This window comes from Pseudomonas sp. FW305-20, assembly GCF_058788075.1.
The window spans coordinates 1-22723 of sequence record NZ_JBYTAJ010000009.1; the positions used below are offsets into that span (position 1 = coordinate 1).

21 protein-coding genes are annotated in these 22723 nt (G+C 59.8%); 14 read left to right on the forward strand and 7 right to left on the reverse strand.

Annotated features, from left to right (window positions below; all coding sequences use genetic code 11):
• Nucleotides 1-91: 91 nt before the first annotated feature.
• On the reverse strand, nt 92-1417 hold the full coding sequence (locus AC3WP4_RS10000) for an ATP-binding protein (RefSeq protein ID WP_102614780.1): 1326 nt from the start codon (nt 1415-1417) through the stop codon (nt 92-94).
• The gene (locus AC3WP4_RS10005; RefSeq protein WP_074878741.1) at nt 1414-2097 is read right to left on the reverse strand and encodes a response regulator; all 684 of its coding nucleotides are present in this window, start codon (nt 2095-2097) and stop codon (nt 1414-1416) included. Before AC3WP4_RS10005 ends, AC3WP4_RS10000 begins: the two co-directional genes overlap by 4 nt.
• Nucleotides 2098-2251: 154 nt before the next feature.
• Here AC3WP4_RS10005 and dsbD point away from each other — a divergent pair, with 154 nt between their 5' ends.
• The 4 genes from dsbD to AC3WP4_RS10025 all read left to right on the forward strand — a co-directional run bounded on the left by dsbD (nt 2252) and on the right by AC3WP4_RS10025 (nt 6742).
• Nucleotides 2252-3988 carry a protein-disulfide reductase DsbD gene (dsbD, locus tag AC3WP4_RS10010; RefSeq protein WP_102614781.1) on the forward strand — a complete coding sequence of 579 codons (1737 nt, stop codon included), beginning with the start codon at nt 2252-2254 and terminating at the stop codon, nt 3986-3988.
• Nucleotides 3988-4854 (forward strand): TlpA disulfide reductase family protein, encoded by an 867-nt coding sequence (locus AC3WP4_RS10015; RefSeq protein ID WP_102614782.1) that lies wholly within the window; start codon nt 3988-3990, stop codon nt 4852-4854. Before dsbD ends, AC3WP4_RS10015 begins: the two co-directional genes overlap by 1 nt.
• On the forward strand, nt 4830-5603 hold the full coding sequence (gene dsbG / locus AC3WP4_RS10020; protein ID WP_074878746.1) for a thiol:disulfide interchange protein DsbG: 774 nt from the start codon (nt 4830-4832) through the stop codon (nt 5601-5603). The genes AC3WP4_RS10015 and dsbG overlap by 25 nt, the downstream gene beginning before the upstream one ends.
• 182 nt (nt 5604-5785) lie before the next feature.
• Entirely contained in the window at nt 5786-6742 is a 957-nt protein-coding gene (locus AC3WP4_RS10025; protein ID WP_074878748.1) for a hypothetical protein, read from the forward strand.
• Between the two features lie 116 nt (nt 6743-6858).
• Here AC3WP4_RS10025 and AC3WP4_RS10030 read toward each other — a convergent pair whose 3' ends face one another.
• Nucleotides 6859-7683: an alpha/beta fold hydrolase gene (locus AC3WP4_RS10030; protein WP_102614783.1), complete on the reverse strand. Its 825-nt coding sequence runs from the start codon at nt 7681-7683 to the stop codon at nt 6859-6861.
• Nucleotides 7684-8004: 321 nt separating this feature from the next.
• Between AC3WP4_RS10030 and AC3WP4_RS10035 the strand changes: the two genes are divergently transcribed.
• On the forward strand, nt 8005-8553 hold the full coding sequence (locus tag AC3WP4_RS10035; RefSeq protein ID WP_074878754.1) for an RNA polymerase factor sigma-70: 549 nt from the start codon (nt 8005-8007) through the stop codon (nt 8551-8553).
• Between the two features lie 96 nt (nt 8554-8649).
• Here the strand turns inward: AC3WP4_RS10035 and AC3WP4_RS10040 are convergent, their stop codons facing one another.
• Together AC3WP4_RS10040 and AC3WP4_RS10045 are read right to left on the reverse strand one after the other, a co-directional pair.
• Nucleotides 8650-9456 (reverse strand): substrate-binding periplasmic protein, encoded by an 807-nt coding sequence (locus tag AC3WP4_RS10040; RefSeq protein WP_074878756.1) that lies wholly within the window; start codon nt 9454-9456, stop codon nt 8650-8652.
• Between the two features lie 93 nt (nt 9457-9549).
• The gene (locus tag AC3WP4_RS10045; RefSeq protein ID WP_102614784.1) at nt 9550-10176 is read right to left on the reverse strand and encodes a TetR/AcrR family transcriptional regulator; all 627 of its coding nucleotides are present in this window, start codon (nt 10174-10176) and stop codon (nt 9550-9552) included.
• 191 nt (nt 10177-10367) lie between these two features.
• Between AC3WP4_RS10045 and AC3WP4_RS10050 the strand changes: the two genes are divergently transcribed.
• The 8 genes from AC3WP4_RS10050 (at nt 10368) to ppnP (ending at nt 19793) form a co-directional block, all read left to right on the forward strand.
• Nucleotides 10368-12158, forward strand: coding sequence for an acyclic terpene utilization AtuA family protein (locus AC3WP4_RS10050; protein ID WP_173860448.1), 1791 nt, complete (start codon nt 10368-10370; stop codon nt 12156-12158).
• A gap of 12 nt (nt 12159-12170) precedes the next feature.
• Nucleotides 12171-13040 (forward strand): SDR family oxidoreductase, encoded by an 870-nt coding sequence (locus AC3WP4_RS10055; RefSeq protein WP_102614786.1) that lies wholly within the window; start codon nt 12171-12173, stop codon nt 13038-13040.
• Nucleotides 13041-13043: 3 nt separating this feature from the next.
• Nucleotides 13044-14660, forward strand: coding sequence for a geranyl-CoA carboxylase subunit beta (gene atuC / locus AC3WP4_RS10060; RefSeq protein ID WP_102614787.1), 1617 nt, complete (start codon nt 13044-13046; stop codon nt 14658-14660).
• Between the two features lie 129 nt (nt 14661-14789).
• The gene (atuD, locus tag AC3WP4_RS10065; protein ID WP_102614788.1) at nt 14790-15947 is read left to right on the forward strand and encodes a citronellyl-CoA dehydrogenase; all 1158 of its coding nucleotides are present in this window, start codon (nt 14790-14792) and stop codon (nt 15945-15947) included.
• Nucleotides 15944-16741, forward strand: a complete 798-nt coding sequence (locus AC3WP4_RS10070) for an enoyl-CoA hydratase/isomerase family protein (RefSeq protein ID WP_102614789.1) — start codon at nt 15944-15946, stop codon at nt 16739-16741. The genes atuD and AC3WP4_RS10070 overlap by 4 nt, the downstream gene beginning before the upstream one ends.
• Nucleotides 16742-16863: 122 nt before the next feature.
• Nucleotides 16864-18825, forward strand: coding sequence for an acetyl-CoA carboxylase biotin carboxylase subunit (locus AC3WP4_RS10075; RefSeq protein ID WP_102614791.1), 1962 nt, complete (start codon nt 16864-16866; stop codon nt 18823-18825).
• 71 nt (nt 18826-18896) lie between these two features.
• Complete coding sequence (locus tag AC3WP4_RS10080; RefSeq protein ID WP_074878771.1) at nt 18897-19439, forward strand: 3'-5' exonuclease; 543 nt, start codon at nt 18897-18899, stop codon at nt 19437-19439.
• Between the two features lie 69 nt (nt 19440-19508).
• The gene (gene ppnP / locus AC3WP4_RS10085; RefSeq protein ID WP_074878773.1) at nt 19509-19793 is read left to right on the forward strand and encodes a pyrimidine/purine nucleoside phosphorylase; all 285 of its coding nucleotides are present in this window, start codon (nt 19509-19511) and stop codon (nt 19791-19793) included.
• An 85-nt stretch (nt 19794-19878) separates the two neighbouring features.
• Here ppnP and AC3WP4_RS10090 read toward each other — a convergent pair whose 3' ends face one another.
• The gene (locus AC3WP4_RS10090; RefSeq protein WP_102614792.1) at nt 19879-20685 is read right to left on the reverse strand and encodes an MOSC domain-containing protein; all 807 of its coding nucleotides are present in this window, start codon (nt 20683-20685) and stop codon (nt 19879-19881) included.
• An 84-nt stretch (nt 20686-20769) separates the two neighbouring features.
• Entirely contained in the window at nt 20770-21705 is a 936-nt protein-coding gene (locus AC3WP4_RS10095; RefSeq protein ID WP_074878777.1) for a chemotaxis protein CheV, read from the reverse strand.
• 462 nt (nt 21706-22167) lie between these two features.
• On the opposite strand from AC3WP4_RS10095, the gene AC3WP4_RS10100 reads away from it, so the two are divergent.
• Nucleotides 22168-22638 (forward strand): hypothetical protein, encoded by a 471-nt coding sequence (locus tag AC3WP4_RS10100; protein ID WP_074878779.1) that lies wholly within the window; start codon nt 22168-22170, stop codon nt 22636-22638.
• Nucleotides 22639-22723 lie beyond the last annotated feature (85 nt).

Here is a 22723-nt window from a genome sequence, read left to right on the forward strand (position 1 = left end):
TTGCTGAAAGGGCAAAGCGAATATCAACCAAAAGCCAGTTGAGGGCTTTCCCTCAACCATAGAATCTCCCACAGGGGGATTTTTGTGCTTGTTAGATAGGTTGCAACGGCATCGTCAACTCAACCCGCAACCCGTCCGGCCGGCTGTCGAAATGCAACGTACAGCCGCAACGCTGGACAATCGCCTGGACAATCGCCAGCCCCAGGCCGCAGCCGGTGCTCTGGCCGTTGCGCCAGAAGCGTTGGGTCAAATGCTGCAGATCGTCTTCGGCAATGCCCGGCCCATGATCGCGAACCAGGAACTGCACGCGATTGCCGGTGGTTTCCAGGCTCAGTTCCACCGCGCCGTCGCCCGGGGTATGCCGCAGCGCGTTGTCCAGCAGGTTACGTAGCGCGGCAATCGACAGCACCGCGGGCATTTGCACCGGGGCGTGGGAGATTTTCGGCGGCAGCTGAAATTTGATCCGCTGACGATCACCGCTGGCGGCGTCCTGAATTGCCAGTTTCGCCACCTGCTCGGCGCTGCATTGCACGCCGTCATCAAACGACAGACTGCCCTCGACCCGCGCCAGCAACAGCAATTGTTCAAGGGTCCGGTGCAGGCGATCGGCGCCCTCTTCGGCCCGGGCCAGGGATTGATCGCGGGCCGCGCCGTCGGTCATGCGCGCCACTTGCAGGTGGGTCTTGATCGCTGTCAGCGGGCTGCGCAATTCATGGGCAGCGTCACCGGTCAGGCGGCGCTCGCGTTCGATGGTCTTGCCTATCCGTTGGAACAGCTGATTCTGGGTGTCCAGCAACGGTTGCAGTTCGCTGGGCAGCGGCTGGATTTGCAAAGGTTCGAGAGAATCGGCGCTACGGCGCATCAAGGCGTCACGCATGCGATTCAGCGGCGCCAGCCCCTGGCCGATTCCCAGCCAGAGCAGGCACAGGCAGCCCAGCAACGCCACGCCCACCGGCACCGAAGCGGCCAGCAGGATCGACATGTTCAGCGCCTCACGTTCGATCTGCCGATCAGCGGTGGTGATGCGCACGTCGCCGCGGGCCAGGGTGAAACTGCGCCACGGTGCACCGTCGATCATCTGGTCGTGGAAGCCCATTTTCTCGGCTTCGAGGGTTTGTTGCGGATCGGTGTGACTGCGGGCGAGGATTTCGCCACGCAATGAACTGACCTGGCAGGCCATGCCACCGGGGAGGTTCAGTTGTTCAGCACTGAAATGGGTGCCCTCGCCCTTGCTCGGCAATGGCGGCAATTGTTCCATCAGGCCGGCGACCATTCGTGCCGAGGCCACCAACCGCTGGTCGAGGGAAAACATCATCTGATTGCGCAGGTCGCTGAGCATCCAGGCTGCCGCCAAGGCCCAGATCAGCGCAAAAGCGGCGCCGAGTGTCAGGCTCAGGCGCGAACGCAGGCTCATCACTTTTTCAATTCCTCTGCACCATCAGCCGGCCCCAGGCGATAGCCCAGGCCGCGCACCGTCTCGACAATGCCATTGCCGAGTTTGCGTCGCAGGTGATGGATATGCACGTTGAGGGCGTTGCTTTCCAGTTCATCGTTGAAACCGTAGACGCTGTCTTTGAGTTGCTCGGTGGACAGCACCCGGCCCCGATTATGCAGCAAGGCCTGCAACAACGACTGCTCACGACGGGAAAGGTCCACCGGCTGGCCGCCAAGCATGGTTTCGCGGCTGCTCGGGTCGTAAGTCAGGCGACCATGTTCGATCAAGTTGACGCTGCGTCCGGCCACTCGTCGCAGCAAGGTATGCAGGCGCGCGGCGAGTTCGCGCAGGTCGAAAGGCTTGAGCAAGTAATCGTCGGCGCCCGCCTGCAAGCCGTCGACGCGGTCGGTGACTGAATCCCGGGCGGTGAGGATCAGCACCGGGATTTCCAGACCGCTGTGACGCAATTGCTGCAACAGCTTCAGGCCATCTTCATCGGGCAGACCGAGGTCGAGCACCATCACATCGAACTCGGCGACCTTGAGCATCGCCCGGGCCGACGAGGCAGTGGCGACATGCTCTACCGTCAGGCCCTGAGCGGTGAGGCCGGCGACAATGCCGCTGGCGATCAACTCATCGTCTTCGCAAACCAGTACGTGCATGGTGAGACCTGTTGAAAAAAAGGTGAGTAGGCCGGAGGCCGATTAAGCGGACATTATGCCGCAAGCGCCATTGCCACAAGGCCACTGTGGTTAATCATCGGTTAATCGCCGCCTCCCATTGTGCACCTCACTTGCACAGGGATAAGGCTTACCCATGCGTCGACTGTTTTTGTTTTTTGCTCTCTTGATCTCGGGCGTGGCCCAGGCAGGGACCAATCCGTTCGAGACCAAACCTGATTTTTTGCCGGTGGAAAAAGCGTTCGTCTTCACGTCCGAGCGTCTTGAGTCGGGCGAAACCCAGCTCTATTGGCAGATCGCCGACGGCTATTACCTGTATCAGAAACGCCTGAAGTTCGATGGCTTGCCCGCTGAGCAGCATCCCGCGTTACCTGAAGGCGAAGCGCACAGCGATGAGTTCTTCGGCGAACAGCAGGTCTATCGCCAGGGTCTGGAGCTGAAGATTGCGGCCGGTGCCACCGGGCAAATCAAAGTGGGCTTCCAGGGCTGTGCCGACGCTGGCTTGTGTTATCCGCCGCACACTCAGGTCGTGGATCTGGGCGGTACCTCCGCTATCGCTGCGACAGACGAAGCACCGGACCAAGCCCTGGCCAGCGGCCTGCAACAACGGGCGCTGGGCTGGAGCTTGCTGGTGTTCTTTGGTCTGGGGCTGTTGCTGGCCTTCACGCCTTGCTCGTTACCGATGCTGCCGATTCTGGCGGGTTTGATCGTCGGTAGTGGCGCCACACCCAAACGCGGTTTCGCCTTGGCCACCAGCTATGTCGTGAGCATGGCGCTGGTGTATGCGGCGATGGGCGTGCTGGCGTCAATGCTCGGGGCAAATTTGCAGGCGTTGTTGCAAAACCCTTGGTTGCTGGGCAGTTTCGCTGCGGTGTTTGTGTTGCTGGCATTGCCGATGTTCGGTTTCTTCGAGTTGCAACTGCCGGTGACCGTGCGTGATCGACTGGAAAATGTCTCGCGCAATCAGCGTGGCGGCAGCCTGTTCGGGGCCGGAGTGTTGGGCGCCTTGTCCGGTTTGCTGGTGGGGCCGTGCATGACCGCCCCGCTGGCGGGCGCCTTGCTCTACATCGCGCAAAGCGGCAATGCGCTGCATGGCGGGCTGATTCTGTTCGTCATGGGCATCGGCATCGGTGTGCCGCTGCTGCTGTTGGTCACCGTCGGCAATCGTTTCCTGCCCAAACCCGGTGCGTGGATGAACCTGCTCAAGGGTGTGTTCGGCTTCCTGTTCCTCGCCACCGCATTGCTGATGCTGCGCCCGGTGCTGGACGAATCACTGTGGATTGGTTTGTGCGGTGGGTTGCTGCTGATTGCCGCGTACAGCGCCTGGAAGCAATCGGAGGGTTTCGGTCGCGTCGCCCATGTGTTCGGCGCCAGCTCACTCTTGTTGGGTGTGTGGGGCAGCCTGTTGATGATCGGTGCCGCCGGTGGCAGCGACGACTTGATGAAGCCTTTGCAGGTCTACAGCGCTTCGAACTCGAGCAGCGCCGCCTATCCGGTCGGCCATGACGCATTCACCACGATCAAGGACCCGACAGCTCTGCAACGGGAGCTCGATGCGGCACAGGCTCAGGGCCAATGGGTCTTGCTGGACTACTACGCCGACTGGTGCGTGTCGTGCAAGGTCATGGAAAAACAGGTGTTCGGCAAAGCCCACGTACTGGAGGCCTTGAGCGATGTGCGCTTGCTACGGCTGGACGTCACCGCCGACAATGCCGCCAGCCGCGAACTGCTCGGCCGTTATAAAGTGCCGGGGCCACCGAGCCTGCTGTGGATCGGTGCCGACGGCATCGAGCGTCGGAGCCAGCGCATCACCGGTGAAGTCGATGCCGGCACCTTCCTGCAACGCTGGACCACAACCCGAGACGCCCGTTAATGCTGACCTTTACCCTCGGCACTTTTGCCATCGCGCTTAATCACCTGCTGCTGATCAGCGCCCTGGCGTTGGCGACTTTCGTCGGCTGGCGGGTGGCCAAGCGCGGCGGCGAGAATCCGGAGTCGGTGCTGTTCAGCCTGTTCCTGCTGGGCTTGGTGGCTGCCCGGGTCGGTTTCGTGGCCGGTTACTGGGCCCATTATCGCGACGATCCCTGGCAGATCATCGACCTGCGCGACGGCGGTTTCCTCGCCTGGCCCGGTGTGATCGTGCTGCTACTTGCGGCGTTGTATCGAGGCTGGCGTCGCCCGGGCTTGCGCCGGCCGTTGGGCTTTGGCGTGGCCAGTGGCCTGGCGTTCTGGTTGCTGGCGACCTTCTCCCTGACTATTTACGAACAAGGCACGCGCCTGCCGGAAATCACCCTGCGCAATGCCGCCGGTGAAACCGTGCAACTGGCCGATTACCAGGGCGGCCCGTTGGTGATCAATCTCTGGGCCACCTGGTGTCCGCCGTGCCGTCGGGAAATGCCGGTACTGGAAAACGCCCAGCAACACCGCCCGGACCTGACGTTCCTGTTCGTCAATCAGGCTGAAAGCATGCAAAGTGTCAGTACGTTTCTGGAAACCCAAGGCCTGAGCCTCTCCAACGTGCTGTTCGACGGCAGTGGCCGATTGGGTCAGGCCGTCGGCTCCATGGCGTTGCCGACTACGCTGTTCTATAGCCCCGAAGGTCGCCTGCTGGGCAGCCATCTGGGTGAGCTGTCGGAAGCGAGCCTGGCCCGCGCCCTGGAAAACTTCGACACCCCGAATCCTGCCGTACCGGCCACCTATTCAAGGAAATTGCCATGCCCCGCCTCCGCCACCTGCTGACGTTGACCCTGGGCGCTGCCCTGCTGCATTTACCCTCAGTGCAGGCCGCCGAAGAATTGCCCGAAGCGATCAAGAAAATCGAAGCCAAGGGCGCGAAAATCGTCGGCCAATTCGACGCGCCCGATGGCCTGCGCGGTTATGCGGCGCAGTACCAGAACCGGGGCATGGCGTTGTACCTGACCCCGGATGGCAAGCACGTGCTGCTCGGCAATCTGTACGATGCCGACGGCAACGACCTGAGCAGCGCACCGTTGCAGAAGCTGGTTTATGCACCGATGGCCAAGGAAATCTGGGGCAAGATGGAAGCCAGCAACTGGATCGCCGACGGGAAGGACGATGCACCGCGGATCGTGTACCTGTTCAGCGATCCGAACTGCCCTTATTGCAACGTGTTCTGGGAGCAGGCGCGGCCATGGGTCAAGGCGGGCAAGGTGCAGCTGCGGCACATCATGGTCGGCATCATTCGCGAAGACAGTCCAGGGAAATCGGCTGCATTGCTGGCCGCCAAGGATCCGCAGAAAGCGCTGGAAGACCATGAGAAGTCAGGCAAGAAGAGCTCGCTGAAAGCCCTGAAGGACGTGCCCCCGGCGATTCAGGCGAAACTGGCGGCGAACATGCAGTTGATGGAAGACCTGGAGCTGCAGGCCACCCCGGCGATTTTCTACATGGACGGCAAGGGCGAGCTGCAACAACAGCAAGGCGCGCCGTCGCCGGACAAGTTGGTGCAAATTCTCGGGCCACGCACCTGACATTCCCAACTTATAGCCAAGCCCCCCCTGCCCGCTGACCGCATACGCAGGGGGATATGTTCCCCTGAATCATCTGTGCGGCAACTTTAATATTCCGTAGCACTCCCGACGAGACATCAATAAAACAATCATTTACCTTTCTGAAAACGAAGGACCTCGACATACAGAAAGGACACTAAAACATGAACTTCCTCACCGACGAAATGCGTAACTTTGAGCGCAGCGCCGACATTACAGAGCTCAGCATATCGGCAACCATCCAGAACAAATCATTTGCGGGCACCGACGACAAAATCTATATAAGCATGGGTCACCATGAAAACAAGCAATTATTTTGCGACGCCCCTAGAGCGGGCCAGGCCATCACTGTCGACATAGATATTCCCCGCCTCTTCGGCAAGCAAAGCATTCATATCAGCGAACTGAATAATATTTCACTATATCAACTTCCAGTCGAGCATCCGATCGCCAGCGATGATTGGGAGCTGGAGTCACTGATACTGACCGCCAACCGTATTTTTACCAATACATCCTTTAAGAAAATCCACCAATGGCTCTCCAACCACTCCGTTAACTTACAGCAAATATGGGCCGGACAAATATCGTGGTCCGAGTGGGTCAACACCGACTACCGCCCCATAGATGTGAACACCCAGACCTACCCCGTTCGCTGGTTGCCGTGGATCGGCGACCTTCGGTCGTGGCGGACTTATGATCCATCAAAAATCGATGGTGTAGGCCAGCTGGTTGGAATGATTGACGGAAAACTGGTGGGCGAACGTTTGAAAAGTCGACAGACCGAAATCCTGAACGTCAACGGTTCCCATGACAGTTACACCTGGGTGTACACTCCCGAAGGTTCGATTATCTATAAGCTTTGGAAGCACGAAGCACGTAACGATTATATAAGACACAGCCAACTGGGCGGTGGTAGACCCGTTATATGTGCGGGCGAATTCAGACTGGATAATATTCAGGACCGCTCAGGCATTCGTGATGTCATCGGACTGGTAAATGACGCGTCCGGGCATTACATTCCAGATGGCGGTGCATGTTTAAAGTACGTAGAAGAAAAACTCCGAGGCCTGGGAATTAATACTGACCATACTGAATGGCGTTGGCACAACTCATTTCCGTAACGCTACATTCACCCAGCTCATTGTTTTATAAATAGTCCCAGCACACCTGAACCTTCGGTAACGCCTACCGAGTTACTCGCACCGAAGGTTCGGGCCGCGCTCTAACAATCTTTTTATCAAGTGTCACACGAACTCCTGTCTGCCAGGAACACCAGCAAGGCCTTAGTAACAAACTGCGGATTCTCCAAATTGGAGATATGCCCCGCCTCTGGCACCAATACATACGGGCATCCGATCAACCCGGCCATCTCCCTCGTTTCCGATGGCGGCCGCGGTTTGTCTTGATCGCCGCACATCAGCAGCGTGGTATCAGGATCCAACTCGCCCAGTCGCGGCAACAAATCGTCCCGCCCAAACGTAATCCGCCCCATCGGCACGATGCTCTCGCGCAGACGCTCCGGCGGCAGCGCGGCCAGTTGGGCGCGGAAGTCCTGGTACAGCGCCGACTGCGGATCGATGCCCGGACGGAAGAAGATCGGCACGACGATGTCGAGCAGCTGCGGTGCGATCACGCCGGTATCTTCGATCTGTTTGAACAGCGAGAAGTAGTATTGGCGAGTCGGTTCCGGCTCGACGCCGACGTAGGTGTCCATCAGCACCAGAGCATTGATCCGCTGCGACGCCGACAGCGCCAGACGCACGCCCCACATGCCGCCGACCGACAGACCGACCAGCGTGACACGGTCGATGTCCAGGTGATCGAGCAACGCCAGTGCCTGGCGCGCAATGTCATCCAGCGATTGCGTGCCGTGGGGTAGCGGCCCGGATTCACCATGGCCCCAGAGGTCCAGAGCAATCACCCGGTATTGCTGGGACAGGGCGGCAATCTGCGGCGCCCACATGGCCTGGTCCCACAGGTAACTGCCGGCCAGCAGAACGGCTGGGCCGGTGCCTTGATCAGTGTAGTGAAGGGGTTGTCCATCAACCGTAACGAAGGGCATTGACTGTCTCCTTTGTGAATTGCGATCCACCCAAAAAAGCACAGGCAGCCTGAGCCGGTCCGAAGCGACAGTCAACGCGCAAATCCGCGCAAATTTCGGTGACGCCATCGCAGCGGAACCATGTACTCCGGCATTTCAGTGCGCAGGCGCTACTTGATTAACCCAGCGTGTCGCAGTTCTCACTCTGCACCTCAAAGGGGCATTAGTTCTAATTCTCATTTGACAATAATTATCATTAATAATAATTTGTTGCTCGACGTGTTGGACGGCTCAGCCCCCGCTTGCCGTCCCGCCAACCTATTTGGAGCAAGGTGATTTCCAATGACGGAACAAGTGTCCACAAGCAGGTGCGATTCACCGCTACTTCAAGTATTCGTCGACAATCGACTGATTCTGGTCAAGATTGCCGCCCGCATTACCGGCTGCCGATCGCGTGCTGAAGACGTGGTGCAGGATGCGTTCTTCCGACTGCAATCAGCGCCGCAGATCACGTCCTCGTTCAAGGCTCAGATGAGCTACCTGTTCCAGATCGTGCGCAACCTGGCAATCGATCACTACCGCAAACAGGCGCTGGAGCAGAAGTATTCAGGATCTGAGGAGGAAGGCCTGAACGTGGTGATTCAAGGTGCTTCACCGGAAACCTCGCACATCAACTTCTCGACGCTGGAACACATCGCCGACGCGCTGACCGAGCTGCCTAGCCGCACCCGCTACGCCTTCGAGATGTACCGCCTGCACGGCGTGCCGCAAAAAGACATCGCCAAGGAGCTTGGCGTCTCGCCGACGCTGGTGAACTTCATGATTCGCGATGCATTGGGGCACTGCCGCAAGGTGTCGGGGAGTCGTGTGGATACCTTTGCCCGTCGCTAAGACCTGTAATCTGCCTTCTACTTGAACTTGCAGCGCGGGCTCTCGAGTCAGGTGCAGCTGAATCAGCGGCTGCCCTTCAAGGCTTACACACAGATCTCAGGTACCCGGAACCGGCACCACGGCGATCTTGTAGGGATCGAAAATCTTCAGCAGTTGGCCATTGTCCCGCAACCCTTGCAGCAATTTGCCGAAAGCCTCGCCAGTGATCGGTGCGGCCGGCCGGAGGATGGCGTAGTGGTGATAGATCTGGTCGATACGCTGGGACACCAGCAGCTGATCGGCGACTTTCTCGTTACGCAGCAGGTAATCGCTCAGATAGGAGCGCGTCACCAGGGCAACGTCGGCACGCCCACGCAGCACCATCAGCAGGTTGCTGTCGTGGGAATACGTCAACGTTGCATCGTAGTTTTGCGCGAGGAATTTTGGATCGGCATTGAAGTTGGCGAATTCATAGTGATAGCCGCTGAACAGCGCCAGGCGCTTGCCGGCGAGGTCGGCAAAATAATTCTGCTGGCGAACCGGCTGGCCATCGGGCTGGCGTTGCGCGACAAAAATCTCGGCGTCTTCCAGCCCCATGTCGACGGTGGTGTGCGGGATGTCCTTCCAGCCCCAGTCCGGGTTCTCGAAAATCGCCATGTCCACCCGGCCTTGCTTGAAGTCGCCGAAACGTCGGGGAATGGAAGTCGGCACCAACACAAACTGATAGTCGCTCTGCAAGGCATTGAGTGCCTCGACCAACTGCGGCAGCAAACCGGTGTCGGCACCGGATTCCGGGCGCACGGTATAAGGGGGAAAATGTGCGGCACCGACCCGAACCAGCTGTGCAGCCTGGGACGGAACCATGCATAACAGCGCAAGCGTCGCCAGCAAAAGCCGCGAAACCGTCCGAATTGGCGAAGACATCAAAACAACCCACTCCCCAAAAAAAACGCCTCAATGCATTCAAGCTAGGCGGTTTCGGCTACTTAGCCAGTTTTCTTCTGTTTCAAAACAAACTTACTGCTTTTCTTCCAGCACCAGAATCAATGCCTCATCGGCCAATTGATCGAGGCTCATGCTGCCGCCTGCGCGAAACCAGGTGGTGGTCCAGGACAACGCCCCGGTCAGAAAACGGCGGGTAATGAACACATCGCCGCGAATAAAACCGGCCTGCTTGGCTTCGCCCAGCACCTGAAGCCAGAGTTCTTCATAAATGTCGCGCAGCGCCAGCACTTGCGCCTGCCCGTCTGCGGACAGCGAGCGCCACTCATATACCAATACCGCCATGGCCTCGCCGCTGCCGCCCATGATCGACTGCAATTCACAACGAATCAGCGCCAATACCCGCTCGCGCACACTGTCGGCTTCTGCCAAGGCTGCACGCATCAACGCAGTGTTATAGCGAATGGTTTCTTCCATCACCGCCCGCAGGATCTCGTCCTTGCTTTTGAAGTGATGGAAAATGCTGCCGGACTGAATCCCCACGGCGCCGGCCAGATCGCGCACGGTGGTACGTTCGTAACCTTTGTTGCGGAACAGGTGAGCCGCCACTTGCAGCAGTTTGCCGCGGGCGCTGTCCGGGTCGGTCAATTGGCCGCTGTCGACCAATTCGCGCATCACCCTCAGGGCTTTTTGCTCGTCCACCCGTTCTCTCCTACAGTCGAATCAATCAAATACGCCGCACGCCGCTAAAACCGCGGGCTTGCGCGGGCAATTTAAGCTGGACGGCGCAACCAAGCAAGCGCTCGGGCCGAAGATATTTATACCGTTTACAAACCAAGCGCTTGCTTGGTAGTCTCGACGCACTTCTATCGCAGGTGACTATGGAGTTGACTGTGCCCAAGACAATCCGCATCGGTTGCGCCAGTGCCTTCTGGGGCGACACCTCGACCGCCGCCGCGCAACTGGTGGAAGGTGGGCGCCTGGATTATCTGGTGTTCGATTATCTGGCCGAAATTACGATGTCGATCATGGCCGGTGCGCGGATGAAAGATCCCCAGGCCGGTTACGCCAGCGACTTCATCGAAGTCCTGAGCCCGCTGCTGGGTCAACTGGCCGAACAGAAAATCCGTGTCATCAGCAACGCCGGCGGGGTCAATCCGCAAGCCTGCGCCGCCGCTTTGCAAGCGGCTTGCGACCAGGCCGGAGTGACGCTGAAAATCGCCGTGTTGCTGGGCGATGACCTGCAGCCGCAGTTCAAACAGCTGAGCAGCAGCGGTATCCATGAAATGTTCAGCGGCGCGCCCCTGCCGCCGATGTGTGTCTCGACCAACGCCTACCTCGGCGCACCGGGCATCGTCGAGGCCCTGCGTCTGGGCGCCGACATCGTCATCACCGGCCGCGTGGTCGACAGCGCCGTGGTCAGCGCCGCGCTGGTGCATGAATTCGGCTGGTCCTGGCACGACTACGACAAACTCGCCCAGGCGGCATTGGCCGGGCACCTCATCGAATGTGGCGCCCAGTGCACCGGCGGCAACTTCACCGATTGGCGCGAGGTGCCCGACTACGAACACATCGGCTTTCCCATCGTTGAAGTCAGCGCCGACAGCCAGTTCATCGTCAGTAAACCCGACGGCTCCGGCGGCCTGGTCACTCCCCTGACGGTCGGCGAGCAAATGCTGTATGAAATCGGCAACCCGCAGGCGTATCTGCTGCCGGACGTGGTCTGCGATTTCACTGAAGTCAAACTCGTGCAACAAGGCAAAAACGCGGTTCAGGTACACGGCGCAAAAGGCCTGGCGCCGACCGATCAGTACAAAGTCAGCGCGACGTACCCGGACGGTTTCCGCTGCACCGCCAGTTGCCTGATCGCCGGGATCGATGCGGTCGACAAGGCGCGTCGAGTCAGCGAAGCCATCATCAACAAGACCTCGGAAATCTTCAGTCAGCGCGGTTGGCCACCCTACAGCGAAGTGAACATCGAATTGCTTGGCAGCGAGGCCACTTACGGGCCCCACGGTCAGCGTCAGGACAGCCGCGAAGTGGTGATCAAACTCGCGGTGCGCCATCCGGGCAAACAGGCGTTGATTGTGTTTTCCCGGGAGATCGCCCAGGCCGCCACAGGCATGGCACCGGGGTTGACCGGGATTGTCGGTGGCCGGCCGACGGTGTATCCGCTGATCCGGCTGTTCTCCTTCCTTATCGACAAAACCGCCTGCACGCTGGAAATTGATCTCAAGAGCCAGCGCCACCCCTGTGCCTTGCCCGCCGTTGATGCAATCGACACCGCCGACCTGCCCGTGGCGTACGCCCCACCGAAACCCTCGGGCCGAGCCGATGCCAGCGTGGCCCTGGTCAAACTCGCCGTGGCGCGCTCCGGTGACAAGGGCAACCACAGCAACATCGGCGTCATGGCCCGCGAGCCGGAGTACCTGCCGTGGATTGCCGAAGCCTTGACGCCGGCAGTGATCGTCGACTGGATGAGTCATGTCCTCGATCCGATCCACGGACGCGTCGAACGCTGGTACCTGCCGGGCACCCACAGCCTTAATTTTCTGCTGGAAAACGCCCTGGGAGGCGGTGGCGTGGCCAGCCTGCGGATCGACCCGCAAGGCAAAGCCTTCGCCCAGCAACTGCTGGAAATCCAGATACCGGTGCCGCAGCGCATCGCCGACCGGGTCAACTAGAGGACTGTCGCCATGGCTTACGATTCGATTTTCAAAGCCGACTTGTTTGCAGGCCAAAACATCATCGTCACCGGTGGCGGCAGCGGCATCGGCCGTTGCACCGCTCACGAACTGGCGGCCCTCGGCGCCCATGTGCTGCTGCTCGGGCGCAAGGCTGACAAGCTGAAAAACGTCGCGGCCGAGATTACCGAAGATGGCGGCAAGGCTGACTGGATGGTCTGCGACATTCGTGAGGAAGAAACGGTCAAGCATGTGGTCAGCGAATTGATCCGCAAGCACGGACCGATTCACGGCCTGGTCAACAATGCTGGCGGGCAGTACCCGTCGCCGCTGGCGTCGATCAATCAGAAAGGCTTCGATACGGTGTTGCGTACCAACCTGATGGGCGGCTTCCTGATGGCCCGGGAAGTGTTCAACCAATCCATGAGCAAACACGGCGGTGCCATCGTCAACATGCTCGCCGACATGTGGGGCGGCATGCCCGGCATGGGCCACTCGGGCGCGGCCCGTGCAGGCATGGACAACCTCACCAAGACCGCCGCGTTCGAATGGGGTTATGCCGGGGTGCGGGTCAACGCCGTGGCGCCGGGCTGGATCGCGTCCAGCGGCATGGACACCTACGAAGGCGCGTTCAAAGCGGTGATCCCGACCTTGCGCGAACACGTGCCGCTGAAACGCATCGGCACCGAATCGGAAGTCAGCGCGGCGATCGTTTTCCTGCTCAGCCCGGCCGCGGCATTTGTCAGTGGCAGCACCTTGCGCATCGACGGCGCCGCCAGCCTCGGCGGGCGTGCCTGGCCGATACACAAGGCGCAGATCAGCGAGTCGTATAACGGTTTTCACCGTGCCTACCTGCCTGACGTGCTCAAGGACAAGGAATAAGTCATGCCGGTGATTCAGTCGCAAGTGGACCCATTCAGCGAACAGTTCGCCCGCAATCGCGCGGCGATGCTGGTCGGCATCGAGCATGTCCGCCAGCTCGAACAGAACCTGCTGAACAAAGCGGCCGAGGCCAAACCCAGGTTCGACAAGCGCGGCCAATTGTTGCCCCGTGAACGCCTCAATCTGCTGCTCGACCCTGGCGCACCGTTTCTCGAACTGGCGAGCCTGGCGGGCTACAAGTTGCACGATGACAAGGACGGCAGCTCGGCAGGCGGCGGGTTGATCGCCGGGATCGGCTACGTGTCCGGCGTGCGCGTACTAGTAGTGGCAAACAATAGTGCGATCAAGGGCGGGACCATTTCCCCCAGCGGTTTGAAAAAATCCCTGCGCCTGCAACAGATCGCCATGGAGAACAAACTGCCGGTCATTACCCTGGCCGAAAGCGGTGGCGCCAACCTCAATTATGCGGCGGAGATTTTCGTCGAAGGCGCCCGCAGCTTTGCCAATCAGGCGCGGATGTCGGCCATGGGCCTGCCGCAAATCACCGTGGTCCATGGCTCGGCCACGGCGGGCGGCGCCTATCAGCCAGGGTTGTCGGATTACGTCGTGGTGGTGCGTGGCAAGGCGAAGCTGTTTCTGGCCGGCCCGCCGTTGCTCAAGGCTGCCACCGGCGAAGTCGCCACCGATGAAGCATTGGGCGGCGCCGAGATGCATGCGCAGATCGCCGGCACCGCTGAATACCTGGCCGAGAACGATGCCGACGGCGTGCGCCTGGTGCGCGAGATTGTCGGCCTGCTGCGGTGGAACGATCAGCTGCAATGGCTACCCGAACGTCACTGGGAAGAACCGCTCTACCCCATCGATGAGTTGCTCGGGCTGATTCCCGACGATGCGAAAAAACCTTACGACGTGCGCGAAATCATCGCGCGGATAGCCGACGGCTCGAACTTTCTCGAATTCAAGGGCGAGTTCGATCAGCAAACCGTCTGCGGCCATTTGCAGATTCAAGGCCGCGCCTGCGGGTTCATTGGCAACAATGGGCCGATCACGCCCAAGGGTGCGAGCAAGGCGGCGCAGTTCATTCAGCTCTGTGATCAGAGCAAGACGCCGTTGCTGTTCTTCCACAACACCACCGGGTTCATGGTCGGCACCGAGTCGGAGCAGCAGGGCGTGATCAAACACGGCGCGAAAATGATTCAAGCGGTGGCCAATGCCCGGGTGCCTAAACTGACTATCGTCGTCGGTGGCTCCTATGGCGCCGGTAACTACGCGATGTGCGGCCGCGGCCTCGACCCGCGCTTCATCTTCGCCTGGCCCAACAGCCGCACGGCGGTGATGGGCGGCGCCCAGGCCGGCAAAGTGCTGCGGATCGTCACCGAGGCCAAACAGGCCAAGGACGGCCTGGTACCCGACCCGAAAATGCTCGACATGCTGGAACAGGTCACCGCGCAGAAACTCGACAGCCAGTCCACCGCGCTGTACGGCAGCGCCAGCTTGTGGGACGACGGGTTGATCGATCCTCGCGATACCCGGACCTTGCTCGGGTACTTGCTGGATATCTGCCATGAGGCTGAAGTGCGGCCATTGCAATCCAACAGCTTCGGCGTCGCTAGATTTTGATCGTCCCCACGCTCTGCGTGGGAATGCAGCCAGGGACGCTCCGCGTCCCAAGAGCGGACGCAGCGCGTCCATAGAGGCGTTACCACGCAGAGCGTGGGAACGATCGGGTTCGTCAGGAGAACAATAAGAATGATCTTCACCCAGGAACACGAAGCACTGCGCCGCACTGTCCGCCAATTCGTCGATCACGAGATCAATCCCCACGTCGATGAATGGGAAAAGGCCGGACGCTTTCCGATCCACGAGCTCTTCCGCAAGGCCGGCGAGCTCGGCCTGTTGGGGATTTCCAAACCGGAAAAGTTTGGCGGCATGGGGCTCGACTACAGCTATTCGATCGTCGCGGCTGAAGAGTTCGGCACCATCCATTGCGGCGGCATTCCGATGTCCATTGGCGTGCAGACCGACATGTGCACCCCGGCCCTCGCCCGCTTCGGCTCCGATGAGCTGCGTGAAGAATTCCTGCGACCGGCGATCACTGGCGAGCAGGTCGGTTCCATCGGTGTTTCCGAAGTCGGCGCCGGTTCCGATGTGGCCGGTTTGAAAACCACCGCCCGCAAGGACGGCGACGACTACGTGATCAACGGCAGCAAGATGTGGATCACCAACTCGCCGAGCGCGGATTTCATCTGCCTGCTGGCCAACACTTCAGACGACAAACCGCACATCAACAAGTCGCTGATCATGGTGCCGATGAACACCCCGGGCATCAGCCTCAGTTCGCACCTGGACAAGCTCGGCATGCGCAGTTCGGAAACCGCCCAGGTGTTTTTCGACAACGTGCGCGTGCCGCAACGCAACCGCATCGGCCACGAAGGCGCGGGGTTCATGATGCAAATGCTGCAGTTCCAGGAGGAGCGGCTGTTCGGCGCGGCGAACATGATCAAAGGCCTGGAGTACTGCGTCGACAGCACCATCGAGTACTGCAAGGAACGTAAAACCTTCGGCAATGCGCTGATCGACAATCAGGTCATCCACTTTCGCCTGGCCGAACTGCAAACCGAAATCGAATGCCTGCGGGCATTGGTCTATCAGGCCACCGAGCAATACATCAAAGGCCAGGACGTCACCCGCCTGGCGTCGATGGCCAAACTCAAGGCCGGGCGCCTGGGCCGGGAAGTCAGCGACAGCTGCCTGCAATATTGGGGCGGCATGGGCTTCATGTGGGATAACCCGGTAGCCCGCGCGTACCGTGACGTGCGGCTGGTGTCGATCGGCGGCGGTGCCGACGAAATCATGCTGGGGATCATCTGCAAACTCATGGGCATCCTGCCGGGGAAAAACAAATGAGCGCCCTGCCGGTTTGCCAGACCTTGTTGCTGGAATCGCACAACGGCGTCCTGCACATCACCCTCAACCGCCCCGAAAGCCGCAATGCCATGAGCCTGCTGATGGTCGCGGAACTGCGTGCGGTGCTGTTGGCCGTGCGCGATGACCGTGGGATTCGTGCCTTGGTGATCGGTGGTGCCGGCGGGCATTTTTGCGCCGGTGGCGACATCAAGGACATGGCCAACGCACGCGCTCAAGGCCCGAGCGCCTATCGCGACTTGAATCGCGCATTCGGTGCGCTGCTGCAAGAGGTGCAACACGCGCCGCAAGTGGTGATCACGGTGCTGCAAGGCGCGGTGCTCGGCGGTGGTTTGGGGCTGGCCTGCGTCAGCGATGTCGCCTTGGCCGATCACCAGGCGCAATTCGGTCTGCCGGAAACCAGCCTCGGCCTTCTGCCTGCGCAGATCGCACCGTTCGTGGTGCAGCGAATCGGCCTGACCCAGACACGTCGACTGGCGCTGACCGCGGCACGTTTCGATGGCACACACGCACGGCGCATGGGGCTGGTGCATTTTGTCGAGCATGACGCGCAAGCGTTGGCCGAGCGTCTCGATGAAATTCTGGCCCATGTGTTGTGCTGCGCGCCGGAGGCGAATGCGACGACCAAAAAGCTGTTGCTGGCGAGTGCCGGACAACCCTCGAATGCGTTGCTGGATGAAGCGGCCGACTGGTTCAGCGAGGCGGTGACCGGGGCTGAAGGTATTGAGGGGACCATGGCTTTCGTGCAAAAGCGTAAACCGGGCTGGGCGCCTTAAAAGCATCGTCGGAACGCCGCCCGGAGCAAGCCCGCTCCCACATTTGAAATGCATTCCCCTGTGGGAGCGAGCCTGCTCGCGATGAGGCCATCACATCCACCGCAAAACCGTGGGAATAAAACATGCCCGGACTCATAAAAATCCTGATCGCCAACCGCGGTGAAATAGCCTGCCGCATCCAGCGCACCGCCCAGGCCCTGGGCTATCGCACGGTCGCGGTGTTCAGCGATGCCGACGCCAATGCGCTGCACGTGCAACTGGCCGACGAAGCCGTAAACATCGGCCCGGCACCGGTGCAGCAGTCCTATCTGAATATCCCGGCCATTCTCGACGCCGCCCGGCGCACCGGCGCTGACGCGATCCATCCGGGCTATGGCTTCCTCTCGGAAAACGCCGGGTTCGCCCGCGCTTGTCAGGATGCCGGCATCACCTTCATCGGCCCCAGTCCCGATGCCATCGAACTGATGGGCAGCAAACGCCTGTCAAAACTCGCCATGCTCGATGCCGGTGTGCCGTGTATCAAGGGTTATCAGGGCGAAGAACAGGACGACGCCACCCTGAGCCGCGAAGCCGCACGCATCGGCTATCCGCTGATGATCAAGGCCAGTGCCGGCGGTGGCGGGCGTGGCATGCGCCTGGTGCGCGAGGCCAAAGATTTGCTCGAACAGCTGCGCACCGCTCGCTCCGAAGCGCTGCATGGGTTTGGCAGCGACGAACTGATCCTCGAGCAAGCGCTGATCGACCCGCGTCATGTCGAAGTTCAACTGTTCGGCGACCTGCACGGCAACCTGGTCTACCTTGGCGAGCGCGACTGCTCGATCCAGCGTCGCCATCAAAAAGTCATCGAAGAAGCGCCCTGCCCGGTGATGACCGCCGAGTTGCGTCAGGCCATGGGTGAAGCGGCGCTAAAAGCAGGTCGCGCAGTGAATTACGTTGGCGCTGGCACCGTCGAATTTCTGCTGGATGCGCGCGGGCAGTTTTACTTTCTGGAGATGAACACCCGTCTCCAGGTGGAGCACCCAGTGACCGAATTGATCACCGGCCTCGATCTGGTGGCCTGGCAGTTGCACGTCGCCGAAGGGCTGCCGTTGCCGTTGCGCCAGGAGCAGGTCCAGCTCAGCGGCCATGCCATGGAAGTCCGCTTGTACGCCGAAGATCCGGCGCACGGTTTTCTGCCACAGACCGGTCGCATCACCGCCTGGGAGCCTGCGTTGCAGAGCGGCGTGCGAATCGATCATGGCTTGGTCGAAGGCCAGACCATCAGCCCGTTTTATGACCCGATGCTGGGCAAGATCATCAGCCACGGCGCCACCCGCGAAGAAGCCCGGCGCAAACTGCTGCGGGCAGTGCAGGACAGCGTGCTGCTCGGCGTGCAGAGCAATCAGCGTTTGCTCGCCAGCCTGCTCGAACATCCGCAGTTCATCAGTGGTGAGTTCAGTACCGGCTTCATCCCGACTCACTTTGCCGAGCATCCTTGCCTGCATGCGCATGTGCCGAGCGCCGAAGAACTGGCCATCGCTGCGGCATTGTTCTATCAGGCTTCGGCGCAGGTTCATCACGCGCCACTGGCCGGTTGGCGCAACAACGCCAGCGTGCCGCTGCACTATCGAATCGGCCTTGAGGATCAGGATTGGCCTGTGGAGTTGAACGCTGTATCGGGTGAGCCGTATCGGATTCAAGTCGCAACAGTGCCCTTTGAATTGAAGATCATCCAGTGCGACGGACGCTGGGCCAGCCTGGACATCAACGGTGTCCGCCGACGCCATGCCTACCGTCTTGAGGCCGGGCAACTCTGGCTGTTCACCCGTCCCGGCAGTGTGCGGCTGATGGACCGCACGCAAGCCTTGGTCAGCAGCCAGGCCAGCGTCAGCTCCGGCACCCTCAAGGCTCCGATGGACGGGGCGATCGTCGACGTGCTGGTGACCGAGGGCAGCCCTGTCAGTAAAGGCCAGTTATTGGTGGTGCTGGAGGCCATGAAAATGGAGCATCCGCTTAAGTCAGGCATCGACGGCGTGCTCAAACGCTTGCAGGTCAGGGTCGGTGACCAGGTGAAAAATCGTCAGATTTTGTTGGAGGTCGAATAAGCCGCTAGGCGGATCCGCCGGGTTTGGCTACGCTCAAGCCCTATCAGGACGCGGATACCAGGAACCCTGCGATGCCTCACTGGCTGGTCATTGATCTGGAAGCCACCACCGATGAGGGTGGTTGGCCAGTAACAGAAATGGAAATCATCGAAATCGGCGCCACCCTGGTGGACCGAAAAGGTCGAGAACTGGATAGCTTTCAGCGCTTCGTACGCCCGACGCGTCGGCCTTTGCTGACGCCGTTTTGCCGGCAACTGACCCACATCACCCAGGCCAACATCGACGCCGCGCAGTCTCTGAGCGAGGTCTGGGCGTCGTTCGAACACTGGCTCGGCCAGCATCACTCGCGCCTCGAAGGCTGGGCCAGTTGGGGCGATTACGATCGCAAACAGCTGGTCCAGGAGTGGGAGCGCCTGCAACTCGACAGCGCCCTGAGCCGGGTTCCGCACATGAACCTCAAACAGCGCTTTGCCAAGTCTCGACGTCTGGAACGCCCGTTAGGGCTCAACGGCGCGCTGCAGCTGGCGGGCATGCAGTTCAGTGGCCAACAACATCGGGCGCTGGAAGATGCGCGCAATACCGCACGATTATTACCATTGGTTCTTCCGTCTTAGAGAGGTGACGCCGGCATGGGCCTTGTGCATACTGGCCGGCCCTTTTCAGCCCTTTTCGAGGAATCGCCCATGTTTAAAGTCAACGAGTACTTCGACGGCACCGTCAAGTCGATCGCCTTTGGCACCGCTGAAGGTCCTGCGACCATCGGCGTCATGGCACCGGGCGAATACGAATTCGGCACCAGCCAGCGTGAAATCATGCACGTGGTGTCCGGCGCCCTGACCGTCAAACTGCCGGACAGCAGCGACTGGGAAACCTTCTCCGCCGGCAGCCAGTTCAACGTCCCCGCCAACAGCAAGTTCCAGCTGAAAGTGGCCGTCGACACCGCTTACCTGTGCGAATACCGCGGCTAAAACCCTGGGTTTCACAGCGAAAAAAAAATGCCCGCGTCCTTGGATGCGGGCACTTTTTTTTTCAAAGGCCGTTATTCAGATGGTCTTATTCAAGGATCGTCACCGGCATACCGACTTCAAGTTGGCCATTGCTGTCGTTGACCAGGTTCTGTCCGAACATCGCGCCGTCGGCTTCGCTACGGTATTTCTGCAATGTAGCCAGAGGTTCACGATCTTCGCTGCGCTCACCGGTTTGCGGGTCGATGGTGGTCAGAATGCAACGTGAACACGACTTGACCACGCGGAACTCGACATCGCCGATGCGGATACGCTTCCAGCCATCTTCGGCATACGCCTCGCTGCCCTCGATCACCAGGTTGGGCCGAAAGCGCAGCATTTCCAGCGGGCGGCCGACTTTTTGCGACAAGTCATCCAGTGAGGCCTGTCCGATCAGCAACAGCGGAAAGCCATCGGCGAAGGCCACCTGATCATCGTCCTTGCCGTAGCCGGCCTGGGTGGTCCGTGCGCGATCAAGAGGGACTTGTACCAGGCGAGTCGGTTTGCCAATGAACTCACTGACCCAGGCACCCGCCTCGTCACCGGCATCCGGCACACGCAACGTATCGCGCCAAATGGTCACGCCACGCAGTTCAGCGTGGCTGGCAGGCAGGGCGACATCGATCGGTAAGCGGCCCGGCGCACTGAGGGTCAAGCCACCGTCGGCATTCCACAACGCCGACAGTTGACTCATCTGCGCCACGGCACGCTGGGTCAGAAAGCGCCCGCTGGCCTCGTCCACCAGCATCCAGCGTCGATCACCGTCCAGGCCCAGCTTGTCGAGGCTGACCTGCTGCAGGATCTCGCCCTTGCCGGATTTCAACGGATAACGATACAGCGCGCTCAGACGCAACATGGCCAGCTCCCTGGTGGATAAAAACGCCACCCTATACGAGCTTGATCACCGAATCAAAGGCCAAAACTGTGGGAGTGTGTTGGGTCAGGCAGGCACTTCGTCGAGCATCAGACGCTGGCGCACCACATCGACGAGTTTGTCCGGCTGGAATTTGGAGAGGAAGTTGTCGCAGCCAACCTTCTTCACCATCGAGTCGTTGAAGCTGCCGGACAACGAGGTATGCAGGACCACATAAAGGCCACGCAAGCGCGGGTCGTTGCGGATTTCCGTGGTCAGGCGATAGCCGTCCATTTCCGGCATTTCCGCGTCGGTAAAAATCATCAGCAGTTTGTCGGTCATGTTCACACCGGTATCGGCCCAGGCCTTGAGCATGTTCAGCGCCTTCAAGCCGTCGCTGGCGATGTGCATCTTCACGCCCAGTTGACCCAGGGTGTCGCGCAATTGCGACAGGGCCACGTTCGAGTCGTCCACCAGCAGCACTTCACGGCCACGGGCACGTTCCAGAACCGGATCGTCGAGTTTTTCGCGCGAGACCTTGGCGTTGTACGGGACGATTTCCGCGAGAACTTTTTCGACGTCGATGATTTCCACCAACTGGTCGTCGACCTTGCTGATAGCCGTCAAATAATGCTGGCGACCGGCGCTGGCCGGCGGCGGCAGAATGGCTTCCCAGTTCATGTTGACGATACGGTCCACGCCACCAACCAGGAACGCCTGCACCGAACGGTTGTACTCGGTGACGATGATCGTACTGGTCGGGCCTGGCACCAACGGGCGCATGCCGATGGCCTGGGACAGGTCGATCACTGGCAAGGTCTGGCCACGCAAATTCACCACGCCGCAAACAAACGGATGACGCTGGGGCATCAGGGTCAGCTTCGGCAGTTGCAGCACTTCCTGCACTTTGAACACGTTGATCGCGAACAATTGACGTCCGGCCAGCCGGAACATGAGAATTTCCAGGCGATTCTCACCCACCAGTTGCGTGCGTTGGTCTACCGTGTCGAGAATGCCGGCCATCAATGACTCCTGGGCTTGTTCTGATGAATTCACTAAAGGGGGTTATCGGCTGTTTTTGCCGGACCTTGACCCCCGTGTAAAATGCCACGAACAAACATTGATGTCACATTAACATCATGTTTTACTGGCCAGGCGGATTCATCTGCCCAATTGCCTGCCGCGAGACCTCGTTTCGTTCGGTTGGTTCCCCTGTGTAAGGGATTCCCCTAGTAACAATCAGGCCCAACCTGATATTCGCAATATCCAATAGCCATTAATGTGACGCCATTCTCATTGCATGAACGGAGTCAGGCTTTTGTGTGCGATCGCAGGTAAGTGGCCATCCACCCTATCGAGTTCCCCAGCCTGCAGCCAGACAGGCCGGCGCGCGATCTCACGACGGCATGGCAATGCGGGGACCATGATCGTCCCCGTCGACACACACGACACTCCCGCATTTGACATGACGTTGTGGAGATAGACATGCCGAACGATCGTAACGAATGGGCTAACCGGCTCCCTGAATTTCTCGTCGAAGCAGAAACACTGCTGGTTAAAACCGAGGAGTGCCTGAGCCATTTGCAGCTGATCAGCAATGACAAGGACGCCATCGACTGCATGCTGAGCACCCTGCTCAAACTGGCCAACAAGGCCGATGCTCTTGCCTTGGCAGCCGTTTCGGAATTTTCGTTGCACATTCATGGTTTGCTCAGCCATGCGCAGAATCACATGGATTTACACGACCAGGCCCTGAGTGCGCTGAAAGACTGCCTGACGTTGATCGCCTGGCAACTCGAGCTTATCGATCAGAAGACCGGCCAACTCAGCCTGGATGACAGCGAACAGACCTCCCTGATCGAAGCCTTCGCCTTTCAGGTCGGACACAGCCAGTTTCACCCCCCCGCTCATTCCAAACCGCTCACACTCGTTTCCTTTGCAGGTCGGCAAGCCTGAATTATCGGGCTTCTATGCCGTGCTGAAATTTTATTGCCGTGAAGCCCCTTTAGCGGGCTCATGTCGCATTTGAATATTTCATACC